The following is a 20,407-nucleotide window of genomic DNA, read 5'->3' as shown; positions in this document are numbered from 1 at the left end:
AATGAAGATAAAATTATTTCTATCCTTGGTGTTTGGCCTTATAGCCATTGGACAAGCTTCAGCACAAGACGATTTGTTAATGCAATTGGATACCATAAAACCAAAAGAAAAACAAGTAGAAATTGCAGGTTTCAAAGGGTTGCAAATTTGTAACATGCAATCGACAAAAATAACTGCAAAAGGCGAATGGTATGTATTGATTTCGCACCGATTTGGTGATTTGACGCAGGGGCTGAACAATTTTTTCGGGTTGGATGATGCCTACACAAAATTAGGGGCTATTTATGGCGTGACAAACTGGTTGTCAATAGGAGCATCAAGGCAAACCAACAATAAAATTTATGAATTAACGGCCAAATATAGGTTTAAAAGTCAAGAAACAGATGGTTTTCCTGTCACGATTGTGGGCTATAACACTATGGATATCAACACAAATTTAAGTACAGATATCTATCCGGGATTAGAAACCTATAATCGTTTGGCTTACTCTACACAGTTACTGATTTCCAGAAAATTTACTGAGAAGTTTTCGGCGGAACTAACACCAATTTATATTCATAAAAATCTATACGATCCAACAACTGAAAGGGAAGATCAATTTGCAGTGGGGATAGGAGGAAGATACAAATTCACAAAAAGGGTAAGTATGAATTTAGAATATGCTCCTCGAATAGATGCGCCAGAAAATACGGTTTATCATGATTTACTTTCAGTGGGACTGGATATCGAGACAGGGGGACATATTTTTCAGTTAGTGTTCTCTAATTGTCAAACGATGAATGACGTTTATGTGTTTTCTAATGCCACTGGAGATTGGAGCGGGGGGAGTCTTTATTTTGGATTTAACTTGTACAGGGTTTTTTAAAAATTAATAAGATATTCGAATGAAAAAAATAAAAATATTGTTGATGGTATTATTTGGTGTATTCATTGTTTCCTGCGAATCAAACACCTATAATGAGATAAGTTTGCAAACGAGCAATCCTACTTATGTTGTCAATATAAAACCAATCATTACGGGAAATTGCACAAGTTGCCATTATGGAACAAATCAATCTCCTAATTTGGAAACTTATGAGGGAGTGAAAAGTGCTTGTATAAACAATAATTTAGTCTGTAGAATCGAGTCGGAATCTTGTGGGGAAAGAATGCCACAAGGAGGAAAATTGCCTCAGCCAAATATTGATTTGATAAAACTTTGGGTAGCTAACGGATTTGTAGAAAAATAAGCTAAAACGATGAAAAAAACAGTACTCTTGATGATGTGTTTTTTTGTGGGAAATGTAATTTTCTCCCAAAAGGTGATGACTAGAACTGGGAAAATAAAATTTGAGGCCTCAGTACCTTCCTTCGAACCTGTCGCAGCCGTAAACAATTCAGTTTCTGCTATTCTAGATGAGTCGAATGGGGAATTTGCTGCATTGGCTTTGATAAAGGCTTTCAAGTTTAAAGTTCCTTTGATGGAAGAGCATTTTAATGAAAATTATATTGAATCTTCCAAATATCCAAAAGCAACTTTTAAAGGGAAAATCATAAATTTTGATGCTTCAAAATTGACCACTTCCGGAAAATACGATTTGGAGGGTGATTTGACCATACATGGTGTTACAAAAAAGATTAAAACTAAAATCACTTTAGTTTTAAAAGATGGAAAATTATATCTTACCAATAGCTTTACTGTTAAAGCTCAAGATTTTAATATAAAAATACCCAGTATTGTGAAAAGTAAAGTATCGGAAGATGTTACTGTCACTGTTGATTTTATTCTTGATGAAAAATAGCCCGTTAAATATTGTAAAAAAGAGTTCGATTTCCCCTGCCAATAATATTTTTTCAATAATTTAAAATGTTTGATTTCAATATGTTATAGTTTGTTGTGAAAATTGAGCTATGTTGATTAAACTCTTTTTAAACCTTGATTTTACTGGTTTTTAACATAAAAAGAGGCAGAAAAACATATGTTTTTCTGCCTTTGTGGAGTAGGAAGTTACAATCGAACAGCTTATACCGATCTAGACATTTTTTGATAGCTTAAAAATCATGAGTTAATAAGGGCATAAAAAAACAGAAAGAAACCCTTTAAATTTCTCTCTGTTTTAACTTTAATTCTTGTCTGTGAAATTTATTCTAATATCAATTCGCTCAAAGCTTCTTTACTGAATCCTATAAGCTCATTTGTTTTTCCGGTTTTTATTTTTGCAGTCCAATTTGGGTCAGACAGCAAAGGTCTTCCAACGGCAACCAAATCAAAATCGCCTCTGTCGAAACGTCTTGTTAGTTCATCCAAAGACGCAGGCTGTGAACTTTCGCCTGCAAAAGCACCAAAGAAATCTCCTGAAAGTCCAACAGAACCAACAGTAATGGTTGGGGCTCCGGTTACTTTTTTTGCCCAACCTGCAAAATTCAAATCAGATTTGTCGAACTCAGGTTCCCAGAAACGACGTTGTGAACAATGCAAAATATCAACACCGGCATCCACAAGTGGCGTAAGCCAAGCGTCTAATTCCTGAGGTGTTTTAGCTAGTTTATAGTTGTAATCAGAAGGTTTGAATTGAGAGAAACGCATAATCACAGCAAAATCATTTCCGACCTGTTTTCTGACTTCTTTCACTACTTCGATGGCAAACCGATTGCGTTCCTTTATTGTTTTTCCACCGTAAATATCAGTACGTAAATTGGTTTCAGGATTGAAGAACTGGTCAATTAAATAACCGTGTGCACCATGGATTTCGATAGTATCAAAGCCTAATCTTTTGGCATCAGCAGCTGCTTTTCCGAAAGCAATAATGGTGTCTTCAATATCTTTTTCAGACATTGTATTACCGTTATTGAACCCAGGACGGTTTAATCCCGACGGACCTTCAAAAGGAACTGGAGGAACCCAGCCAGAATGGTGATTATCCATAATTCCCATGTGCCAAATTTGTGGACCCATTTGACCTCCGGTAGCGTGGACTTCATTGATTACTTTTTTCCATCCTTTTAGTGCTTCATCGCCATAAAAATGAGGTACATTTCCATCATTTGATGACGAAGGCCTGTCGATAACAGTTCCTTCCGATAATATTAAACCAACTTCACCTTCGGCTCTTTTTTGATAGTAAGCAGCAACTTCATCAGTTGGAATTCCGTTTGGAGAAAAAGAGCGCGTCATTGGCGCCATTACGATTCTGTTTTTAAGATTTAGCGACTTAAGGCTAAAGGGTGTAAATAAATTATTTGTACTCATACTATTTATAATTTAGATTATTAGTTTTTTTAGTGTTGTAAATAAATTTGAGATTTTATCTCCAGCCTCCGCCCAATGCGCGATACAATTCCGTATTGGCGGTAAGCTGTTCTCTTTTAATGTTAGCCAGTTCCAGTTCGCTTTGCAGTAAATTGGCTTGCGCTGACAGCACTTCCAGATATTCTGCCATTCCGTTTTGGAATAACATTTTCGAATTCTTAATAGCCTGATGCAGTGTTTTTACTCGTTCCTGAAGAAAATATTGCTGCTGGTTTAATTTTTCGACTTTTACCAAAGCATTAGATACTTCGCTAACGGCAACTAAAACCGATTGTCTGAAATTTAAAACTGCTTTTTCCCTTTCGGCAACCGCGATATTATATTGCGTTTTTAGTTTTTTGTTGTTCAATAAAGGCTGTGTTAGACCTCCCGCTAAAGTTCCAAATAAGGAAGCAGGAATATTGAACCAATTGCTGGTTTCAAATGAATTTAATCCGCCTTGAGCTGTAATTCTAAGCGCTGGATACAAATCCGCTTTGGTGATTCCAACATTAGCATTCGCATTTTTTAAAGCCAATTCAGCGCTTTTTACATCAGGTCTTCTGCTTACTATGGAAGACGGAATTCCGACAGATGCATTATTTTTCACTTCAACAGCACTAAGAACAATACTTCTTTTTTTCGAATTAGGGAATGAACCCGTCAAAACGCTCAAAGCATTTTCCTGAATCGCAATGTTTTGTTCCAATAAGGGAACCAATTGTGATGCATTTAATTTTTGCGCTTCCGATTGCTGAATAGCTAATGAAGTTACCTGTCCGGCATCAAATTTCAATTTGATAATAGTGGTGGTACTGTCAATTAACTGTACATTTTTCTTAGCGATTTCTAATTGTGCGTCCAGCATCAAAAGATTGTAATAACCGCTTGAAACATTGGCAACAACAGTAGTCTGCAATGCTTTTTTTACTTCTTCCGATTGAAGATAACCGGCAAAAGCTCCTTTTTTCTGATTGCGAATTTTACCCCAGATATCCGCTTCCCACGAAAGTGAAACTCCAGTCGAGAAATCATCAATATGTTTTGCTCCCAAAGCCTGCTCCAGTGTTCTTCCAGTAAAACTGTTATCGGAAGGATTATTGGTATTGGCAGTCACAAATAAATTGGCTTGCGGTACATTTCCCCATTTGGATTGCGTGAATCTGTATTGTGCTATTTCAATGTTTTTGGTTGCAATCTGCAGATCATTGTTTCTAGTAACTGCGCTGTCAATCAGCTGAATAATATCTTTTTCTGTAAAGAAATTTTTCCACTCCAAATCACCAATACTTGCGGTATCTTTTGAAACCGATGCATTCCTGAAATTCTCAGGAAATGCATCTTTTGGAGTTTCAATATCCTTAGTAACAGTACAGGATATTATTGTGGTGATCAAAATGACGATCATCACGGTTTTGGTTATATACTTTTTCATTTTACTTTTTCGTAATTAAATTTCTGGACAGATATCTTTTTTGGTTTCAAGATCTTTTGACACTTTATACGCTATGTACGTGAGGCTGATGATGATTGTCACTAGAATTGTTGTGATATAATTTTCCATTTTTATTTTCGTGGTTATGAATTACAGCTACTGGTTTTCCAGTAACTTTTTCTTGTAAATATTGGAATACAATGAATAAAACAGGGATGATTAATAACCCTAGAATTACTCCCGAAACCATTCCCCCGGCGGCACCAATACTGATAGAGTGGTTACCCTGAGCCGATGGACCTTTGGCGCTCATCATCGGTATTAATCCAACAACAAAAGCCAGTGACGTCATGATAATTGGACGTAAACGCAGTTTAGCAGCGTCTATGGATGCTTTGACTAATGCCTGACCCGATTTTCGTTTTTGGACTGCAAACTCTACAATCAGAATCGCATTCTTGGCGAGTAATCCGATAAGCATTACCAAGGCAACTTGTACATATATGTTATTTTCGATTCCGGTCAAGCCAATGGCTACAAATACTCCAAAGATTCCAGCTGGGATTGAAAATATTACTGCTAATGGCAAAATGTAACTTTCGTACTGTGCAGCAAGTAGGAAGTAAATGAATATCAGACACAATAGGAAAATTGTAGTTGATTGTCCTCCCGAAGAAATCTCTTCACGGGTCTGTCCTGAGAATTCATAACTGTAACCTGCAGGTAATTGCTGCGCGGCAACTTCCTCAATTGCTTTGATGGCGTCTCCAGAACTAAATCCAGGTTTCGGAATCGCATTCACCGAAATAGAATTAAACAAATTGTATCTCGAAGCCGTTTCAGAACCATAAATACGGCTTAGTTTTACCAAAGTATTGATTGGCACCATTTCGCCATTTTTGTTTTTTACAAATACACGGTCAATAGCTGAAGGATCTGCCCTGTCGGCAATATCGGCCTGAACAACCACTCGATAATATTTACCAAATCGGTTAAAGTCGGATGCCTGTGCACTTCCAAAATATGCCTGCATAGTCTGCAGAATGTCTTTAACTTTTACACCCAATTGATCCGCTTTCTCGTCATTAATATCCAATTGTAATTGAGGATAATCAGCTTTGAAACTGGTAAAAGCAACAGCAATTTCTGGGCGTTTCATTAATTCCCCAATGAACGTTTGAGAAATACCGCTAAACTTATCCAGTTTACCGCCAGTTTTATCCTGTAGTACTAAATCCAAAGCTTCAACATTACTAAAACCAGGAACTGTCGGGAAACTAAATACGAAGAAACTGCCTTCGGAAATGGCACCTAATTTGCCGCGAACCTGATTCATTATTTCATCAATATTTTTAATGCTGCCACGTTCTTCATTTGGTTTAAGCAATACAAAAACAACTGCCGATGATGGGCTTGTAGAATTCGTCAATAAGTTGAAACCCGAAATGGCGGTTACAAATCGTGAAGATTCCAAACCTCTTAAAGTGTTTTCGGCTTTAGTCATTACTTTTTGAGTTCCGTCTAATGATGTTCCCGAAGGTGTGTTCACTGCAATGGCAATAAATCCTTGATCTTCTGTTGGAATAAATCCTGACGGAGTTGTTTTTACCATTACAATGGTTGCAATAGTAATTAATGCTAATCCGCCTAAACTAACCCATTTGTTACGGATTAAGAATTTCAATCCACCAACATAACGGTTGGTTAATGATTCAAAACTATTATTGAATCCAGTAAAGAATTTTTCTTTAAATCCTTGTTTAACGTATGGAGTTTGTCCATTATGAGTAGCGTGATTATCTTTTAAGAATAAAGCGGCTAGTGCAGGGCTCAAAGTCAAAGCGTTGACAGCTGAAATTACAATCGCAATAGCCATCGTGAAAGCAAACTGACGATAGAAAACTCCCGTAGAACCTTCCATAAAACCAACCGGCAGGAATACCGCTGCCATTACCAGGGTAATCGAAATAATCGCTCCGGTAATTTCGTGCATGGCTTCGTGTGTAGCAATTTTTGGAGACAGATGTTTATGTTCCATTTTGGCATGCACAGCTTCGACGACGACAATCGCATCATCGACCACAATACCAATGGCCAAGATTAAAGCGAAAAGAGTTAAAAGGTTTATCGAAAATCCAAATAACTGCATGAAAAAGAACGTTCCTAAAATTGCTACCGGAACAGCAATTGCAGGGATTAAAGTCGATCTGAAATCCTGTAAAAAGATGAAAACAACTATAAATACCAGTATAAAAGCTTCTAATAAAGTATGCTCCACTTGTTCAATAGACTGATCTAACGACACTTTTGTGCTGTAGAAAATATTGTGTTTTATTCCGGCAGGAAAATCTTTAGAGGCTTTAACCATCAATTTGTTAATCGCAATCTGAATATCATTTGAGTTGGAACCCGCCAGCTGAATCACGCCAATTACAATTCCTTTTTTACCATTCAAACGCGTTAAACTGTTGTAGGAGTAGGCACCAAGTTCCACTCTTGCCACATCTTTTAATCGAAGAATTGAACCGTCAGCATTGGAACGAATGGCAATATTTTGATAATCTTCCGGTTTGGTTAGTTTCCCTTTGTATTTAATTACATATTCGAAAACTTCGGTACTTCTTTCACCAAATTTACCAGGAGCCGCTTCCAAACTTTTGTCCTGAATCGCTGCCATGACTTCATTTGGCGTCACATTATGAGTAGACATTTGAGATGGATTCAGCCAAACACGCATAGAGTAATCTTTTACACCGCCAAAAATACTGGCAGCACCAACTCCTGGAATACGTTTGATTTCAGGAATAATATTGATTTGAGCATAATTGGCAACAAATGTCTGGTCGTATTTGGACTCATCTTCGGTATACATACCAATTGCCATGATAAAACTATTTTGTTGTTTAGCTGTTATTACACCTTGCTGCACAACTTCTGCAGGCAACTGACTTGTAGCTTGTGCTACTCTGTTCTGCACGTTCACTGCAGCCTGATCGGCATCAGTTCCTAATTTGAAGAAAACCGTAATCGCTAGAGTACCGTCATTGCTGGCAGTCGAGCTCATATACGTCATGTTTTCCACACCATTTATCGATTCTTCCAGGGATGGCGCAACCGAACGTAAAACCGTTTCTGCGTTGGCTCCCGGATAAACCGCCGTGACTAAAACCGAGGGAGGCGCAATATCAGGAAACTGTTGTAAAGGCAATTTCGTAAGTCCAAGTACTCCTAATATCACCAGCAAAATGGAAATAACGGTTGCCAGTACGGGCCTTTGTATAAATATTTTGAACATTTGTAAAAATTATTTTTTGTTAATGATTTGCGCAATTTTAACTGCTGATTTTTCAGGTTGAATTACTTGTCCTTCCTGAAGTTTGTCGATACCGCTTAATACAATTTGGTCGCCCGTTTTTACACCGTCTTTGATAAGGTAGTTAGCACCGCTTTTACCTACAACTGTAATAGGCATTTTGGTTACTTTGTTTTCTTTGCTAACCGTAAAAACAAAAACTTTATCCTGCATTTCTATGGTAGCTGATTGCGGTACCAGAATAGCATCGTCATGCTGCATTCCTAAACGTATTTTTCCTGTATTTCCAGAACGTAAAATTCCGTTGGCATTAGGAAAAGTGGCTCTTACAGTAATAGCTCCGGTGGTTTTATCGAATTGTCCATCTACCATATCGATTTTTCCAGTTTGCGGATAAGCATTATTATCAGCTAATATCAAAGTCACAGGAGGTAGTTTCTTGATTTTGTCGCCAATGCTGTTTCCTGTATATTTTGATTTAAATTGAATAAAATCCGTTTCACTCAAGGAAAAATAAGCATACACTTCGTGAACATCCGAAAGAGTTGTCAATGCCTCAACATCTGTAGCAGAAACTAAACTTCCTTGTTTTTTCGGCAGTCTTCCGATGTAGCCATTTACAGGAGCCGTAATAGTGGTGTATCCCAGATTGATTTTTGCTGATGCTGCTGTTGCTTTGGCCTGCTCAATATTGGCAGCAGCGATTTTTTGAGAAGCTTTAGCCGATTTCAGCTGATAATCAGAAACCACTTTGTTTTGCACTAGTGGCGTCAGTTTATCCACTTCAAGTTGCGCGTTGATATAAGCCGCTTCAGCCGCATGAAGACTGGCCAAAGCATTGTTTAATTGCTCGCGGTATGGACGTTCGTTTATTTTGAATAAAGATTGCCCTTTGGTAACATAAGCGCCTTCATCGACCAAAACGCGGTCTAAATTTCCGCTTACCTGCGGACGGATTTCCACATCTACAGTTCCTTGTATAGCAGCAGGGTATTCAGCATCGGTAGTTGTGTTTTCAGTTGTTATTGCCATAACAGGCAGGAGAGGAGCTGGTGCAGCAGCAGGTGCCTGAGATTTATCTGCACAGCTGATTAAGAATACAGCCATTAAGCTTAAAATTGTGAATTTTTTCATGATTGGAATTGGATTTAAGATGGTCTTAGATAATGTCTTATTTGGAATAGTCGTTTCAGAATTCATGCTGTTTTTTATTTAAAGGTTAGTATTTACTGCAGCGATAATTCTGGAATAAACGTTTCAGAATCAATGCTGTAATTTAAAAAATGCGTATGCTAATTGTATGATGTTTTCTGAAATAAACGTTCCAGAATTTAGGAAAAAAAAACGTTATTTAAATATATTTTTAATCAGGAATTCTGACATTTTTTTGATTTTGATTGGATTTTCATGAAGAATATACGATTGCTTCCAGCCTGTAAAAGAAGTGGCAATATATTCAGCCATTAATGCTGCATCTTCGGAATCATCCATTTCGCCATCATCCATAGCTTTTTGAACTGTTTGAGTCAAGAATTCTATGAAAATATCATTGTTTTTACTCATCAGATTTCTGACAGTGGAATCATCCGGAGCAATCTCGAAAATCGTTTTCATCCCCAGACATCCTTTGTCGCAGGATACAACCCAGTCTGCCTTATCAGTGATAATTTTTATCAATGCTGCTTTGGCCGATGTTTCTTTAGCCACTTTTTCTCTTACTTCCTGCATAGCATTATCAAAGTAATTGCCAATGCATTTCATAAATAACTGATGCTTGTCGCCAATGGTATTGTATAAACTGCTTCTATTGATCTGCATGGCGTCCACTAAGTCCTGCATTGAAGTAGCATTATATCCTTTTTCCCAAAAGACATTCATTGCTTTTTCAATTTTTTCGACCTCGTTAAATTCTACACAGCGAGCCATAAGACTTAATTATTATTTTGCAAATGTAAAACTATTTTTGAAACAAGCGTTTCAGAATTGATTTTTTTTTCGATTTTTTTTTCAAAAGATACATTTTTTGAAAATGTCATGATCAAAATTAGTTTTTTTTCAATGGAGCCAAGATTGACGCAGACGGATATAATTAATAAGATCCTACACGATGTCGCATTCAATAAAAAGGACTGACAAATTGTATATAATGTCAGTCCTTAGTTTGCCAAATTAGAAGTAACACTAAGCAAAGCATTAATTGCTTTACTGATTGGACAGTTTTCCTTTGCATCTGATACACTTTGTTCAAAAGTTTCATTAGAGATATTAGGAACAATCGCAGTAACTTCTAGATGTGATGAAGTAATGCTCCCGTTTTCCAGGGTAACCGTGGCAATAGTTTCAAGTTTTTCGGCAACAAAGCCTGATTCGTTAAGCACAAAGGCTAATTTCATTGTAAAACAACCGGCATGAGAAGCAGCCAGTAATTCTTCCGGATTAGTACCGATACCATTTTCAAAACGACTTTTAAAAGATAACTGGGTATTGCTAAGGGCATTACTTTGTGTAGTAATAGAACCACCGCCTTCCATTCCCGAGCCTTTCCAAATAGCTGTTGCTTTTCGTTTCATGATTTTGAGTTTAATTATTTTCTATCCAATTAAATATGTTGTCGGCTTCTCCCTTCAACCTAAGCAAGGCTAACGCATAATGATTGTGCCTTTTAAATTCTTTATAATCGGTTATGGAACCATTTTTTCTGTAGCATTCATAGTTTCTGTAATTTAATGCCGCCGGCTTAATGTGATCAGTGCCTCTCAATATAAACAATAAGGGGTTATGAGGTTTTTTAAAGTCAATTTTCTCTACGGATTTCAAATGATCTCTCAAGGCTCTTCTTGATTCCGGAATGGTACTAATTTCGTAAGCTTTTCTTTGCTCTTCGTAAAATGATAAAACACCTTGTGGTGAAACCGAATGTATGGCTACAGCACCTAAACTTCGTTGAAGAATTAGCTAAAAAAAAGTTTATAGTTTCTCGTACCAATCTAAAACATAGTCTGCGACCATTTCCCATCCTGTCTCTCCACAGATGAAGTGGCTTTTGCCCTGAAAAACCTTCAAATCGACTCGACTTTTTTTGTCTTTATATTTGTTTGCCAAGGTTGTTGTAAGAGATGGAGGAAAAATATTGTCACTACCGCCACCAATAAATAAAATTGGCTCGTGTGGTTTTCCAAAATCAATATTTGAAAAAGAGTTCAATACCAATTCACGACTTACTTTATAACTTTCGGGTACTGCAAAACTTTCAAAAGCATTCGCTCTTTCTCCCTCGGGTAACGTATTGAAAAAATATTTGTCATACCAGTCTCGACTTCCCATAAAATAGTCTTTGGAAGAAAAAAATCCAAATGCAGGCAATACTGCTTTTAATGTCGCAAATGGGGGAAATACATTCTTTGGCGGCGCACCGTCGATACTTACTGCTGCTACTGCCTTGCCCATTTCCAACAATTTCATTGCTGCCATACCTGCCATTGAATGTCCAATAATTAATGGTTTTTCAGGTAAGCTGTCAATCAATCGCAAAATGTTGTCAACTACGTCTATAAACCCAGTTTTAGTAAGTGCAGGGTGAACATGGTTTCTTAAATCGGCAGGAGTTCCTTCGTGACCTGGGTTAGCCGGTGTGTAAACGGTATATCCCCTTTGTTCATAACGGCTTTTCCATTTTGCCCAACTTGTGTTGTTTACAAAGTTTCCGTGTATGAGAATAATGGATTTTGATTTTGTCATGAGATTAAATATTAAATGAGTAATAGAGGTTTTATAAATATGGCATACATCTTCCGAATTAGCGTTAGCAAAGTAGCTTGTATCTTATTCAAAATATAATTTTCCAATTATCCCGGCCATGATGGCTTGCAAATACACCGGTCACAAATCCAATCGTTTTAAAATTTATTTTTTCATTTTTCCGGATTATAATTATTTCAGATATTTTCTTAGTTCAGAGGCAGTGTGTTCAAGCATAGTGCGGGTTGTTGGTTCTTCTGCGAGTGCATTCAGTAACCCGAAATCGTGAATGGTTCCGTTGTAGCGAACAGTTCTTGCGATTACTCCGGCTTCGTTTAATTTTCTGCCAAAAGCTTCTCCTTCATCACGGAGTATATCATTTTCAGAAACTTGAATTAGAGTAGGGGGAAGACCTTTTAGTTGTTCTATACTTGCTTGTAATGGTGAAACATAGATTTCTTTGCGTTGTTTTGGATCTGTGGTATATTGATCAAACATCCATTTCATGACTGATGTTGTAAGAAAGCGGTCTGTTGCAAATTTTTTATAGGAATCTGTTTCAAAATCTACGTCTGTTACGGGCCAGAGTAAAATTTGAGCTTTAAATTTCGGACCGTTTTTTTCTTTAGCCATTAAAGTAGTAGCGGCAGTCATATTTCCTCCAACACTGTTTCCTACTATTGCCATATTATTTCCATCTACATTTATCTCCCTTCCGTGTTCGGATACCCATTTGGAAGCGGCGTAAATTTCATTAATGGCTTGAGGGTATTTTGCTTCAGGTGAGGGAGTATAATTTACAAATACTGCTGCATATCCGGAAAGCACCACCAAGTCTCTTACAAGCCTTTTATGGGTCGGGAAGTCTCCTAATATCCACCCGCCTCCGTGTATAAAAATAAAAAGCGGTAACTGTCCTTTTATGCCTTCCGGACGTACGATATTTAGTTTTATGGTGTGACCATCTGTTTCAATTGTTTTTTCAGCTTCTTCTATACCAGATAAATCTACTTTTACAGCTGCTTGTGCATTAACCAATACATTTCGGGCATCTTCTTTCGATAACTTTTCCAAAGGGGTTCCCCCTGAATTTAAAACTTTAAGAAATGCTTTTGTCCCAACATTTATGTTAGGATCTGTAGCAAAGTTTTGAACTGCAATTTTTTTCATAGTTGCTTCCATATTTTCATTATTTGAATTGTTAGGCGAATTGTTTTCTTTTTTACAGGATACAGTAATTAGAGTCATGTTAGAATCCTGTAAATATTTTTATGACTGTTATTGATTTCATAATTGACTATTGAGTGTTTTTAATGAAGGTTTCAATGTAACATGTAATCATTTCCGGATATTGATGATGCACACCATGTCCAGCCTGTGGTATAGTGATGAGCTGTGCTGTGGGGAGTTTTTGATTAAGTTCAAACCAGTTTTCAGGAGGAAAACATACTTCGTGATGGGCAGAGATAACTAAAACAGGAATTTTGGATGCCATCATTTTATTTCTTGCATCGTAAGGATCGTTAGCGTAATCTTCATGTGCTTTTCCATAATATTCCCAAAGTTCTTGTTTTACTTTTAGATCTTTCTCTTTTCTTTTATTGATTCTCTCATGACTTTTTATTGCAGCATTACGGCTGATTTCTGAAGTAGGTTCAAAGAAGAGAATTATTTCATGTTCAATTGTATAATCAGGGATGTAAGCTGTTTTAATGAAAATTTCTTCTAAAGGATAATTTACTTTTCCCGGAGGTTTGGTTCCGATAAGGATAGTATGTGAGATTCTTTCCGGAAATTCTATTGTGGCTACCTGAGCTGCCCAACCTCCCAAAGACCATCCGCCTAAAATGAATTTGTCGATACTTAAAGCATCGGCTAAATCTACGGCATCTTTTGCAAAACCAAGAATAGTTTCATGTGGCGTACCTGTAGAGGAAGCGAGTCCTTTGTAATTAAATGTATATACTTTATATTTTTTAGCCAAAGCATCTAAAAATGCGGGATCCCAATCGTCCAGATTTCCCCTAAACCGATTATTCAATATGAAAGGTGGCCCTTCCCCAATTGAGCGGTAAGCAATTCTATAATCTTGAATTGCTGCATACTGTGTTGGAGATTCAACTGCTGTTATTTTTTTTTCTGGAGTATCCATGGTGGTTGATTATTAAATCATTTACTGAGTTTGATAAAATCGGAAATGTATTTTGCAGTAAGGTTTGGGTATTGGTGCTGTGGCCCATGTCCAGACTGAAAGAAAGTGATCATTTGGGCGTTTTGCAGTTGTCTGGTAAACGGATACCAATTTTCCACCGCAAAGCTTACGTCATGATCTCCACAAAGAATAAGTATCGGTGTTTTAACAGATTTTAATTGTTCCCTGAAGTTCTGTTTGTCTTCTCTAAACCCTTCGCCGCCTTTAAAGTATAAATTGAAGACTTCCATAGTGGAAGGTATTTTTGATACGTCAAGACGTTTGGCAATTCTGTCGTGCGATGCTTTAGCTGCTGTTACACTTGCCTGTGATTTGGGTTCGAAAAAAAGTATGACTTCATCATCAAAATTATTAATTGGCTTAAGTGCAGCATCCAAAAAAGCTTGCTCTAATGGAATTTCATTTTTTCCAGGGGGATTGGTTCCAACCAAAATAGAATGAGTGACTAAATCAGGATATAAAATTGTTGCGGCCTGAGCTACCAAACCACCATAAGACCAACCTAAAACTGCTGTTTTTTTAATTTTTAAATAATCCGCTAAATCTTTTACATCTTTGGATACAACTGTAATATCTGTGGGTAACGTCCCTGTTGATGATCCGATTCCGGTGTATTCGAATGTAATTACATTGTAGTTTTCAGCCATTTTGTCCAAAAAGAGAGGATCCCAAGTGTCTAAAGTGCCTCTGAAACGATTAATAAAAATAATAGGACTGCCTTTTCCGATGGAGCGATAAGCTAATATTCTTCCTTCAAGCTGAGCGAATTGGGTTTTGGTTTCAAATGCTTTTTGAGCGTAAGTCGGAAATCCGGAAACTAGGATCGCAATCAGAAGAACTATTTTTTTTAGTGACTTTTTCATAATTTAAAAATTTTGAATGTTAGTATTATTTTTCCAAATTCCGTTTAGAGCTTTCTTTTCAATATCTTTAGCAATTTGTGATATTTGTCTTTAGATTTTGATGTATACTATTTCGGATAGGTTCTAAAGCAGTGACATTGGCTTTAGTTAGCAAATCCAGAAAATTAACAGCGAGCCATAGAACAAACCTGATATTCCGCATCTTTTAAAGCATTGATAAAAGTTGTTGCATTACTTTCTGTAAAAGTTTCCATGTTATTCGTTTAACTTTTTAATAAATTCTTCGGTTGACAGAAGAACATGCCCGTAATTTGGGAAGTTGGTTTCAACTGTAGCTTTTATCTCCTCCCAATTAAAAGCAGCAATTCCGTCTTTAATTAGTGTGACATGATAACCCAATTCGACACCAAAACGTGCTGTAGAATCAATGCAGGTGTTAGCTTTCATTCCGGCTAAAACAATATGATCTATGTTGTGTTGTCTTAAAAGGAAATCCAAATCCGTATTGGCAAAACCACTTCCGGTCCAGTGATTTTGGGCAATCAGATCACCTTCTTGAGCAACGAGTTCTGGGTGAAATTCTGCGCCCCAGGTTCCTTTTTCAAACAGCATTATATTTTGGCTTCCCAAATGTGAAGGAGACATAAATTTCCAGTTTAAGTAATCGTGCTTTTGTGTATGATGATGAGGAGCATAAATAATTTTGATTTTTTTCTCTCGGGCAGTATTGAGTAAACTTTTGATGTTTTTAACCATTCCTGTTCCTTCAACGGTTTCTTTGGTTAATGAATAGAGTTTTCCTCCTTCCGAAAGAAAATCATTAAAAGGATCAACAAGCACAAGTGCCATTTTTTGTGGATTATAAGAGCTCATGATTTATATAATTTTTGATTAATAACTTGTTTGAAGCAGGTTTTCTAAAAATAGAGGCTATCCGATTTACTTACAATTTAAAAACAGGAAATGGGTGTAAAGGGTTTGTAAATAGGTTCCTGAAAAATAATTTTACCAGAAACCAATGAAAGCCTTTATTTGGAAACACATTCTTGATTTGCGCGATATTTTCTTTGTTGTTTTCATTTGAGATAAGACCGAAAGTCAAATCTGTTAAATCTGCCTTTCTGAAAATTTCGGCAAGATTAGAGGCTTTAATAGGGCTTAGTTTATGATGGTTGTCTATCATTATTTCAATTTCCAAAGAAGTTGAGTTGTTTAAAAGTTGCTTCTTGCAATAAGCCTTAGCCAATTCTGCCGACGGTTTTAAATAATCCAATGTATTGTTTGTCCAAATCCCAATGTCGTGAAAGGCTGCTGCAATTGATAATTTTTCGGTTTCTTCCTCTGAATTAACAAACGGTAAAGAAAAATTGTAAACCCGGTAAACATGATTTCGGTAAGGCACATAATTTTTACCTAGCTCCAACTGAAAAGACTGTAGTATTGTATCAATGGTGTTATTTTCGACAATCAAGTTCATAGCTTAGTATTAATGTCTTAGGCCTCTAAGTAGGCTAATAATGTGCCAAATCAGATTTCCAGTGTTTATAGGGTTCTTGGAAGCATTGAGTGTCTTTATAATTATGATATATCGTAAATTTTGAAAAATATTTACGATATATAGGTAAAATATCGTAAATTTCAAAATCTGTTCACTAGTTTAACAATGCCTTATTATGTTGAAAGATAAATACTTATATGATTCTGAAATTAATTTATTTCTTTCAATAAGTCAGGCGACCGCTTCGATAAGGAACAAGATCGATTTGGTTGATTTTATTCAGGAGAAACTTAAGAACGTATTTAATTTTTCAGATTTAGCCATAACAAGGTTTAATTTAGAGAGAGGTACTTATAAAGTTTTTTTGGAACACTGTGATAAGTCAAATCAACATCCTGATTTCAATAATATTGCTTTTTGTGAATATCCTATAAATGATGGGCTTCATAATACAATTATGGATTCTGAGTCGACCGTTGTATTATTGATTAGCGAATTGATTCAAAACGGGATGAAGCATTTTGTTTTTTTGCAGGAGGCGGGAATTCGCGAGGTTGCCGGAATTAGGTTATTGCACAAAGGGGAAGTGTTTGGAACAATGGTTTTGCTTTCGGAAAAAGAGGGAAGTTTCCCGGAATCGCACAGAAGGTTAATTAAGAATATTTCAAGCCATGTTTCATCGGCGGTTTCAAATGTAATTTCAAATGAAGAAATTGAGAAAAAGGAACGCGAGCAATCCATTTTACTTTCATTGAGCAACCAGATGGCAATGGTTAAAAATAAGGATGAATTATTTGAGGTTATCAATAACCGATTCAAAGAACTGTTTTCTTTGAAAAGTTTTGGAATTATCCTGATGAATGAAGACAGAAAAACGCATAGGGCTTTTTTATTAGGTGTTTCCAGTAGAACACAAAATAGCGCTGGTTTTAAAAATATTGCCGATAAAGATTATGATATAAATGATGGTATATTTAATAAGGTTTTAGGCTCCGACTCCGCTGTAATTTTTGATATTGCAAATCTCGAAGAGCCACTTCCTTTATATGCTCAATTTTGGAAAAAAAAGAGAATCCAAAAAATAATTGGGATTGAGCTTCGGGTAGCAGAAAATGAGCTCGGTTGTTTGTTTGTCCAACCTACGGAAGATTTTGAAATTAATCCTGTACTTGATTTGTTAAAAGGAGTTAGTTCTCAAGTGGCTATAGCTTTGTCGAATATTATTTCAAATGAAAAGATTGCGAGTCAGTTAAAGGAAATACTGAATTATAAAGAACTATTGGAAAATGAAAAGTCCTATTTATTGGAAGAAGTAGCAACCGGAAATAAATACAGCGATATAATTGGTTTCGGTTCAGAAATGCAGAAGGTCTTTCATCTTTTAACTCAAGTAGCATTTACAAACAGCACGGTTTTAATTTTAGGGGAAACCGGTACTGGAAAAGAATTAATCGCCAGAGCTATTCATACCTCTTCACCCAGGAAAAATAATTTAATGGTGAAAGTAAATTGCGCAGCCTTGCCAGCTGATTTAATTGAAAGCGAGTTGTTTGGTCACGAAAAAGGGAGCTTTACGGGAGCTATAGAAAGAAGAATTGGAAAATTTGAACTTGCTCATAAAGGAACACTTTTTTTAGATGAAATTGGTGAGATGCCTCAAAAACTGCAAATGAAACTTTTGAGAGCCCTACAGGAAAGGGAAATTGAGAGGGTAGGCGGTAAGGAAACCATAAAAGTAGATGTGAGAATTATAACGGCAACCAACAGAAACTTGATTAAAGAGGTTGAAGAAGGTAAGTTCAGGAGAGATTTGTATTACAGATTAAATGTTTTTCCAATACAGCTGCCACCGTTGAAGCATCGTAGAGAAGACATTCCGGCTTTAGTTTCGCATTTTATTTCTAAATTTTCAAAATCTATTGGAAAGGACGTTAATGGCATTTCTAAACCGGCAATGGCAGAACTTAAGGCTTACCAATGGCCCGGTAATGTCAGGGAACTGGAACACGTTATAGAGCGAAGTATTTTAATGGCTAATGAATGTGTAATTAAAAATGTTTTTCTGCCTAGTAACGAAAACTTTCAAGGTCATGAACAAATTGGTAATAGAACCAAGACAATAGATGAAAATGAAAAGCAGCATATAATTGATGTCCTTAAAAGCTGTAATGGTAAAGTTTTCGGATCTAACGGCGCAGCTAAAATTTTAGGAATTCCACATACAACACTTTACTCCAAAATTAAAAAGTTAGGAATTACAAAAAGTGAAATTTATCAATAAATAGTGTTTTTTATTTATGGACTGCTTCTATAGTAAATACATCATTTGATTTTTGATAACCAGCAGATTTGGAAACTTCATACAAAATTTCAATCAGCCTGTTAGCTTTTTCAGGCGGGAACATAGATTGTAGCAATTTTCTTTTACCATTATAGTACACTATAATTGTGATTAGAGGCCTGTCGCAGCAAGTAGCACCATCAAATTCAAGGGATTCCAGACCAACAGCATTCAATTCAGTTGTTAACCGGTTAAAGGTAGTGTCGTTTACAGTTCCAACCATATAGTTAGGAATTCTGGTTTCAGGTTCGTTTATCTTCAGTTTACTGTTCCGGAATGATTTTTCAGTAATTAACTTAACTTTTTTATCGTTTTTAATTTCCAAATGATAAATTGGGCAATCTCCAAAGCAGGCTGAAGTATGAAAAATTATTTTTTCAAATTCGGGACTGCTTGTTGTATTAGGCTTTGGAGCACAATTCCAAAAGAAACTGGTTATAAAAATTAGGGATATGGTTTTTCTAAACATCGGTTAGGTTTCTAGTTATTGAATTTTTTAAATATGGTTGTGACCGTATGCCCTCCGAAGCCAAAAGTATTGTTCATTACGTAATTTACTTCTTTTTCAAGAGATTTTTCTAAGACAATATGTATGCTCTCCGGAATGGCTTCATCTAGTGTTTCTGTATTAATAGTCGCTGGTATAGTATTATTGTTTATTGAAAGAATACTAATGATACTTTCTACAGCTCCCGCTGCCCCCAAGAGATGTCCCGTCATTGATTTTGTAGCTGTTACATCAATTGGTTCGTTTTCAAATAATCGTTTAATAGCGATTATTTCACTTAAATCCCCAATATTTGTAGAAGTAGCATGAGCGTTTACATAGTCGATTTCTGTAGTTTTTATTTGGGCTTCTTCTAAGGCTTTTTTCATACCGAGATAAGCGCCATAACCATCAGGGGAAGTTCCGGTCAAATGATAAGCATCTGCAGCCATTCCGCTGCCAACAATTTCTGCATATATTTTTGCTCCTCTTTTTTGAGCGTTTTCTAAGTCTTCTAAAATTAGGGCTCCACCTCCTTCGCCAATTACAAATCCGTCACGGTTTTTGTCAAATGGGCGGGAAGCTGTTTTGAAGTTTTCATTGTTTTTGGAAAGTGCATGAGCAGCATTAAACCCACCAACAGATGCCACTGTAATGGCAGCTTCAGAACCTCCCGCAATCATGATTTTTGCTTTTCCCAGTCGGATGGTGTCAAACGCGTTTGCAATGGCCGTATTTGAAGAAGCACATGCCGATACCGTTGCATAATTTGGCCCATACAATTTATGTCTGATTGAAATTACCCCCGCTGCTATATCTGCAATCATTTTAGGAATCATGTACGGATTAAAATGTGGTCTACCATCCCCAAGATGAAATTCATGGAGTTGCTCTTCAAAAGTTGCAATCCCACCATTTCCAGACGCCCAGATAACGCCAATATCCGTTTTTTCATCATCAGTCATCGTTTCGAAGTCCAGTTTAGCATCTTTAATAGCTTGCTCGCTGGCAGCAATGGCATATTGGGTATAGAGATCATATTTTTTAATTTCCTTTCTGTCTATATACTCTTCAGGATTAAAATCTCTAACCTCACAAGCAAATTGTGTTTTGAATTTATCAGCATCAAATTTGGTAATTTCGTTTGCTCCACTTTTACCCGATACAATATTTTTCCAAAAATCGTTAATAGTATTGCCTATTGGAGAAATGACTCCCATCCCTGTAATAACTACTCTTTTCATAAATTTTC

Annotated in this window: 18 protein-coding genes; 4 read left to right on the top strand and 14 right to left on the bottom strand. The window is 36.5% G+C overall.

What is annotated here, in order from left to right; genetic code table 11:
• Window position 1: 1 nt before the first annotated feature.
• The 3 genes from ABEB23_RS05255 to ABEB23_RS05245 are packed head-to-tail and all read left to right on the top strand — an operon-like array spanning window position 2 to window position 1,781.
• On the top strand, window positions 2-865 hold the full coding sequence (locus ABEB23_RS05255; RefSeq protein WP_348811371.1) for a DUF5777 family beta-barrel protein: 864 nt from the start codon (window positions 2-4) through the stop codon (window positions 863-865).
• A gap of 19 nt (window positions 866-884) precedes the next feature.
• On the top strand, window positions 885-1,229 hold the full coding sequence (locus tag ABEB23_RS05250; RefSeq protein ID WP_348811370.1) for a hypothetical protein: 345 nt from the start codon (window positions 885-887) through the stop codon (window positions 1,227-1,229).
• A 9-nt stretch (window positions 1,230-1,238) separates the two neighbouring features.
• Window positions 1,239-1,781: a YceI family protein gene (locus ABEB23_RS05245; RefSeq protein WP_348811369.1), complete on the top strand. Its 543-nt coding sequence runs from the start codon at window positions 1,239-1,241 to the stop codon at window positions 1,779-1,781.
• 341 nt (window positions 1,782-2,122) lie between these two features.
• Here the strand turns inward: ABEB23_RS05245 and ABEB23_RS05240 are convergent, their stop codons facing one another.
• The 12 genes from ABEB23_RS05240 to ABEB23_RS05185 all read right to left on the bottom strand — a co-directional run bounded on the left by ABEB23_RS05240 (window position 2,123) and on the right by ABEB23_RS05185 (window position 16,306).
• Window positions 2,123-3,229 (bottom strand): NADH:flavin oxidoreductase, encoded by a 1,107-nt coding sequence (locus ABEB23_RS05240; protein ID WP_348811368.1) that lies wholly within the window; start codon window positions 3,227-3,229, stop codon window positions 2,123-2,125.
• A gap of 55 nt (window positions 3,230-3,284) precedes the next feature.
• Window positions 3,285-4,703, bottom strand: coding sequence for a TolC family protein (locus tag ABEB23_RS05235; protein WP_348811367.1), 1,419 nt, complete (start codon window positions 4,701-4,703; stop codon window positions 3,285-3,287).
• Window positions 4,704-4,767: 64 nt separating this feature from the next.
• Window positions 4,768-7,998 carry an efflux RND transporter permease subunit gene (locus ABEB23_RS05230; protein WP_348811366.1) on the bottom strand — a complete coding sequence of 1,077 codons (3,231 nt, stop codon included), beginning with the start codon at window positions 7,996-7,998 and terminating at the stop codon, window positions 4,768-4,770.
• Between the two features lie 9 nt (window positions 7,999-8,007).
• On the bottom strand, window positions 8,008-9,216 hold the full coding sequence (locus ABEB23_RS05225) for an efflux RND transporter periplasmic adaptor subunit (protein ID WP_438861667.1): 1,209 nt from the start codon (window positions 9,214-9,216) through the stop codon (window positions 8,008-8,010).
• A 147-nt stretch (window positions 9,217-9,363) separates the two neighbouring features.
• Entirely contained in the window at window positions 9,364-9,942 is a 579-nt protein-coding gene (locus tag ABEB23_RS05220; RefSeq protein WP_348811365.1) for a TetR/AcrR family transcriptional regulator, read from the bottom strand.
• 230 nt (window positions 9,943-10,172) lie between these two features.
• A complete protein-coding gene (locus ABEB23_RS05215; protein WP_348811364.1) occupies window positions 10,173-10,586 on the bottom strand; it encodes an OsmC family peroxiredoxin in 414 nt (137 codons plus the stop codon).
• A 397-nt stretch (window positions 10,587-10,983) separates the two neighbouring features.
• Window positions 10,984-11,754 carry an alpha/beta hydrolase gene (locus tag ABEB23_RS05210; RefSeq protein WP_348811363.1) on the bottom strand — a complete coding sequence of 257 codons (771 nt, stop codon included), beginning with the start codon at window positions 11,752-11,754 and terminating at the stop codon, window positions 10,984-10,986.
• 192 nt (window positions 11,755-11,946) lie between these two features.
• Window positions 11,947-13,002 (bottom strand): alpha/beta hydrolase, encoded by a 1,056-nt coding sequence (locus ABEB23_RS05205; protein WP_438861666.1) that lies wholly within the window; start codon window positions 13,000-13,002, stop codon window positions 11,947-11,949.
• 49 nt (window positions 13,003-13,051) lie between these two features.
• Window positions 13,052-13,906, bottom strand: a complete 855-nt coding sequence (locus tag ABEB23_RS05200; protein ID WP_348811362.1) for an alpha/beta fold hydrolase — start codon at window positions 13,904-13,906, stop codon at window positions 13,052-13,054.
• A gap of 17 nt (window positions 13,907-13,923) precedes the next feature.
• On the bottom strand, window positions 13,924-14,829 hold the full coding sequence (locus ABEB23_RS05195) for an alpha/beta fold hydrolase (RefSeq protein WP_348811361.1): 906 nt from the start codon (window positions 14,827-14,829) through the stop codon (window positions 13,924-13,926).
• A gap of 255 nt (window positions 14,830-15,084) precedes the next feature.
• A complete protein-coding gene (locus ABEB23_RS05190; protein ID WP_348811360.1) occupies window positions 15,085-15,702 on the bottom strand; it encodes a cysteine hydrolase family protein in 618 nt (205 codons plus the stop codon).
• 70 nt (window positions 15,703-15,772) lie between these two features.
• On the bottom strand, window positions 15,773-16,306 hold the full coding sequence (locus tag ABEB23_RS05185; protein WP_348811359.1) for an HD domain-containing protein: 534 nt from the start codon (window positions 16,304-16,306) through the stop codon (window positions 15,773-15,775).
• A gap of 196 nt (window positions 16,307-16,502) precedes the next feature.
• On the opposite strand from ABEB23_RS05185, the gene ABEB23_RS05180 reads away from it, so the two are divergent.
• A complete protein-coding gene (locus ABEB23_RS05180) occupies window positions 16,503-18,608 on the top strand; it encodes a sigma-54-dependent Fis family transcriptional regulator (RefSeq protein WP_348811357.1) in 2,106 nt (701 codons plus the stop codon).
• A 10-nt stretch (window positions 18,609-18,618) separates the two neighbouring features.
• Here the strand turns inward: ABEB23_RS05180 and ABEB23_RS05175 are convergent, their stop codons facing one another.
• Complete coding sequence (locus ABEB23_RS05175; protein ID WP_348811356.1) at window positions 18,619-19,137, bottom strand: DUF6438 domain-containing protein; 519 nt, start codon at window positions 19,135-19,137, stop codon at window positions 18,619-18,621.
• Between the two features lie 11 nt (window positions 19,138-19,148).
• On the bottom strand, window positions 19,149-20,399 hold the full coding sequence (gene fabF / locus ABEB23_RS05170; protein ID WP_348811355.1) for a beta-ketoacyl-ACP synthase II: 1,251 nt from the start codon (window positions 20,397-20,399) through the stop codon (window positions 19,149-19,151).
• Between the last annotated feature and the right edge of the window lie 8 nt (window positions 20,400-20,407).

It is taken from the genome of Flavobacterium maritimum (assembly GCF_040049085.1).
Lineage (GTDB): Bacteria > Bacteroidota > Bacteroidia > Flavobacteriales > Flavobacteriaceae > Flavobacterium > Flavobacterium maritimum.
Note: the sequence above shows the minus strand (reverse complement) of the source record. Positions and strands in the feature narration are given on the sequence as shown.

Coding starts and splice junctions, on each gene's coding strand:
- ABEB23_RS05255 (WP_348811371.1), top strand. CDS start 2: ATGAAGATAAAATTATTTCTATCCTTGGTGTTTGGCCTTATAGCCATT.
- ABEB23_RS05250 (WP_348811370.1), top strand. CDS start 885: ATGAAAAAAATAAAAATATTGTTGATGGTATTATTTGGTGTATTCATT.
- ABEB23_RS05245 (WP_348811369.1), top strand. CDS start 1,239: ATGAAAAAAACAGTACTCTTGATGATGTGTTTTTTTGTGGGAAATGTA.
- ABEB23_RS05240 (WP_348811368.1), bottom strand. CDS start 3,229: ATGAGTACAAATAATTTATTTACACCCTTTAGCCTTAAGTCGCTAAAT.
- ABEB23_RS05235 (WP_348811367.1), bottom strand. CDS start 4,703: ATGAAAAAGTATATAACCAAAACCGTGATGATCGTCATTTTGATCACC.
- ABEB23_RS05230 (WP_348811366.1), bottom strand. CDS start 7,998: ATGTTCAAAATATTTATACAAAGGCCCGTACTGGCAACCGTTATTTCC.
- ABEB23_RS05225 (WP_438861667.1), bottom strand. CDS start 9,216: ATGAATTCTGAAACGACTATTCCAAATAAGACATTATCTAAGACCATC.
- ABEB23_RS05220 (WP_348811365.1), bottom strand. CDS start 9,942: ATGGCTCGCTGTGTAGAATTTAACGAGGTCGAAAAAATTGAAAAAGCA.
- ABEB23_RS05215 (WP_348811364.1), bottom strand. CDS start 10,586: ATGAAACGAAAAGCAACAGCTATTTGGAAAGGCTCGGGAATGGAAGGC.
- ABEB23_RS05210 (WP_348811363.1), bottom strand. CDS start 11,754: ATGACAAAATCAAAATCCATTATTCTCATACACGGAAACTTTGTAAAC.
- ABEB23_RS05205 (WP_438861666.1), bottom strand. CDS start 13,002: ATGACTCTAATTACTGTATCCTGTAAAAAAGAAAACAATTCGCCTAAC.
- ABEB23_RS05200 (WP_348811362.1), bottom strand. CDS start 13,906: ATGGATACTCCAGAAAAAAAAATAACAGCAGTTGAATCTCCAACACAG.
- ABEB23_RS05195 (WP_348811361.1), bottom strand. CDS start 14,829: ATGAAAAAGTCACTAAAAAAAATAGTTCTTCTGATTGCGATCCTAGTT.
- ABEB23_RS05190 (WP_348811360.1), bottom strand. CDS start 15,702: ATGAGCTCTTATAATCCACAAAAAATGGCACTTGTGCTTGTTGATCCT.
- ABEB23_RS05185 (WP_348811359.1), bottom strand. CDS start 16,306: ATGAACTTGATTGTCGAAAATAACACCATTGATACAATACTACAGTCT.
- ABEB23_RS05180 (WP_348811357.1), top strand. CDS start 16,503: ATGTTGAAAGATAAATACTTATATGATTCTGAAATTAATTTATTTCTT.
- ABEB23_RS05175 (WP_348811356.1), bottom strand. CDS start 19,137: ATGTTTAGAAAAACCATATCCCTAATTTTTATAACCAGTTTCTTTTGG.
- fabF (WP_348811355.1), bottom strand. CDS start 20,399: ATGAAAAGAGTAGTTATTACAGGGATGGGAGTCATTTCTCCAATAGGC.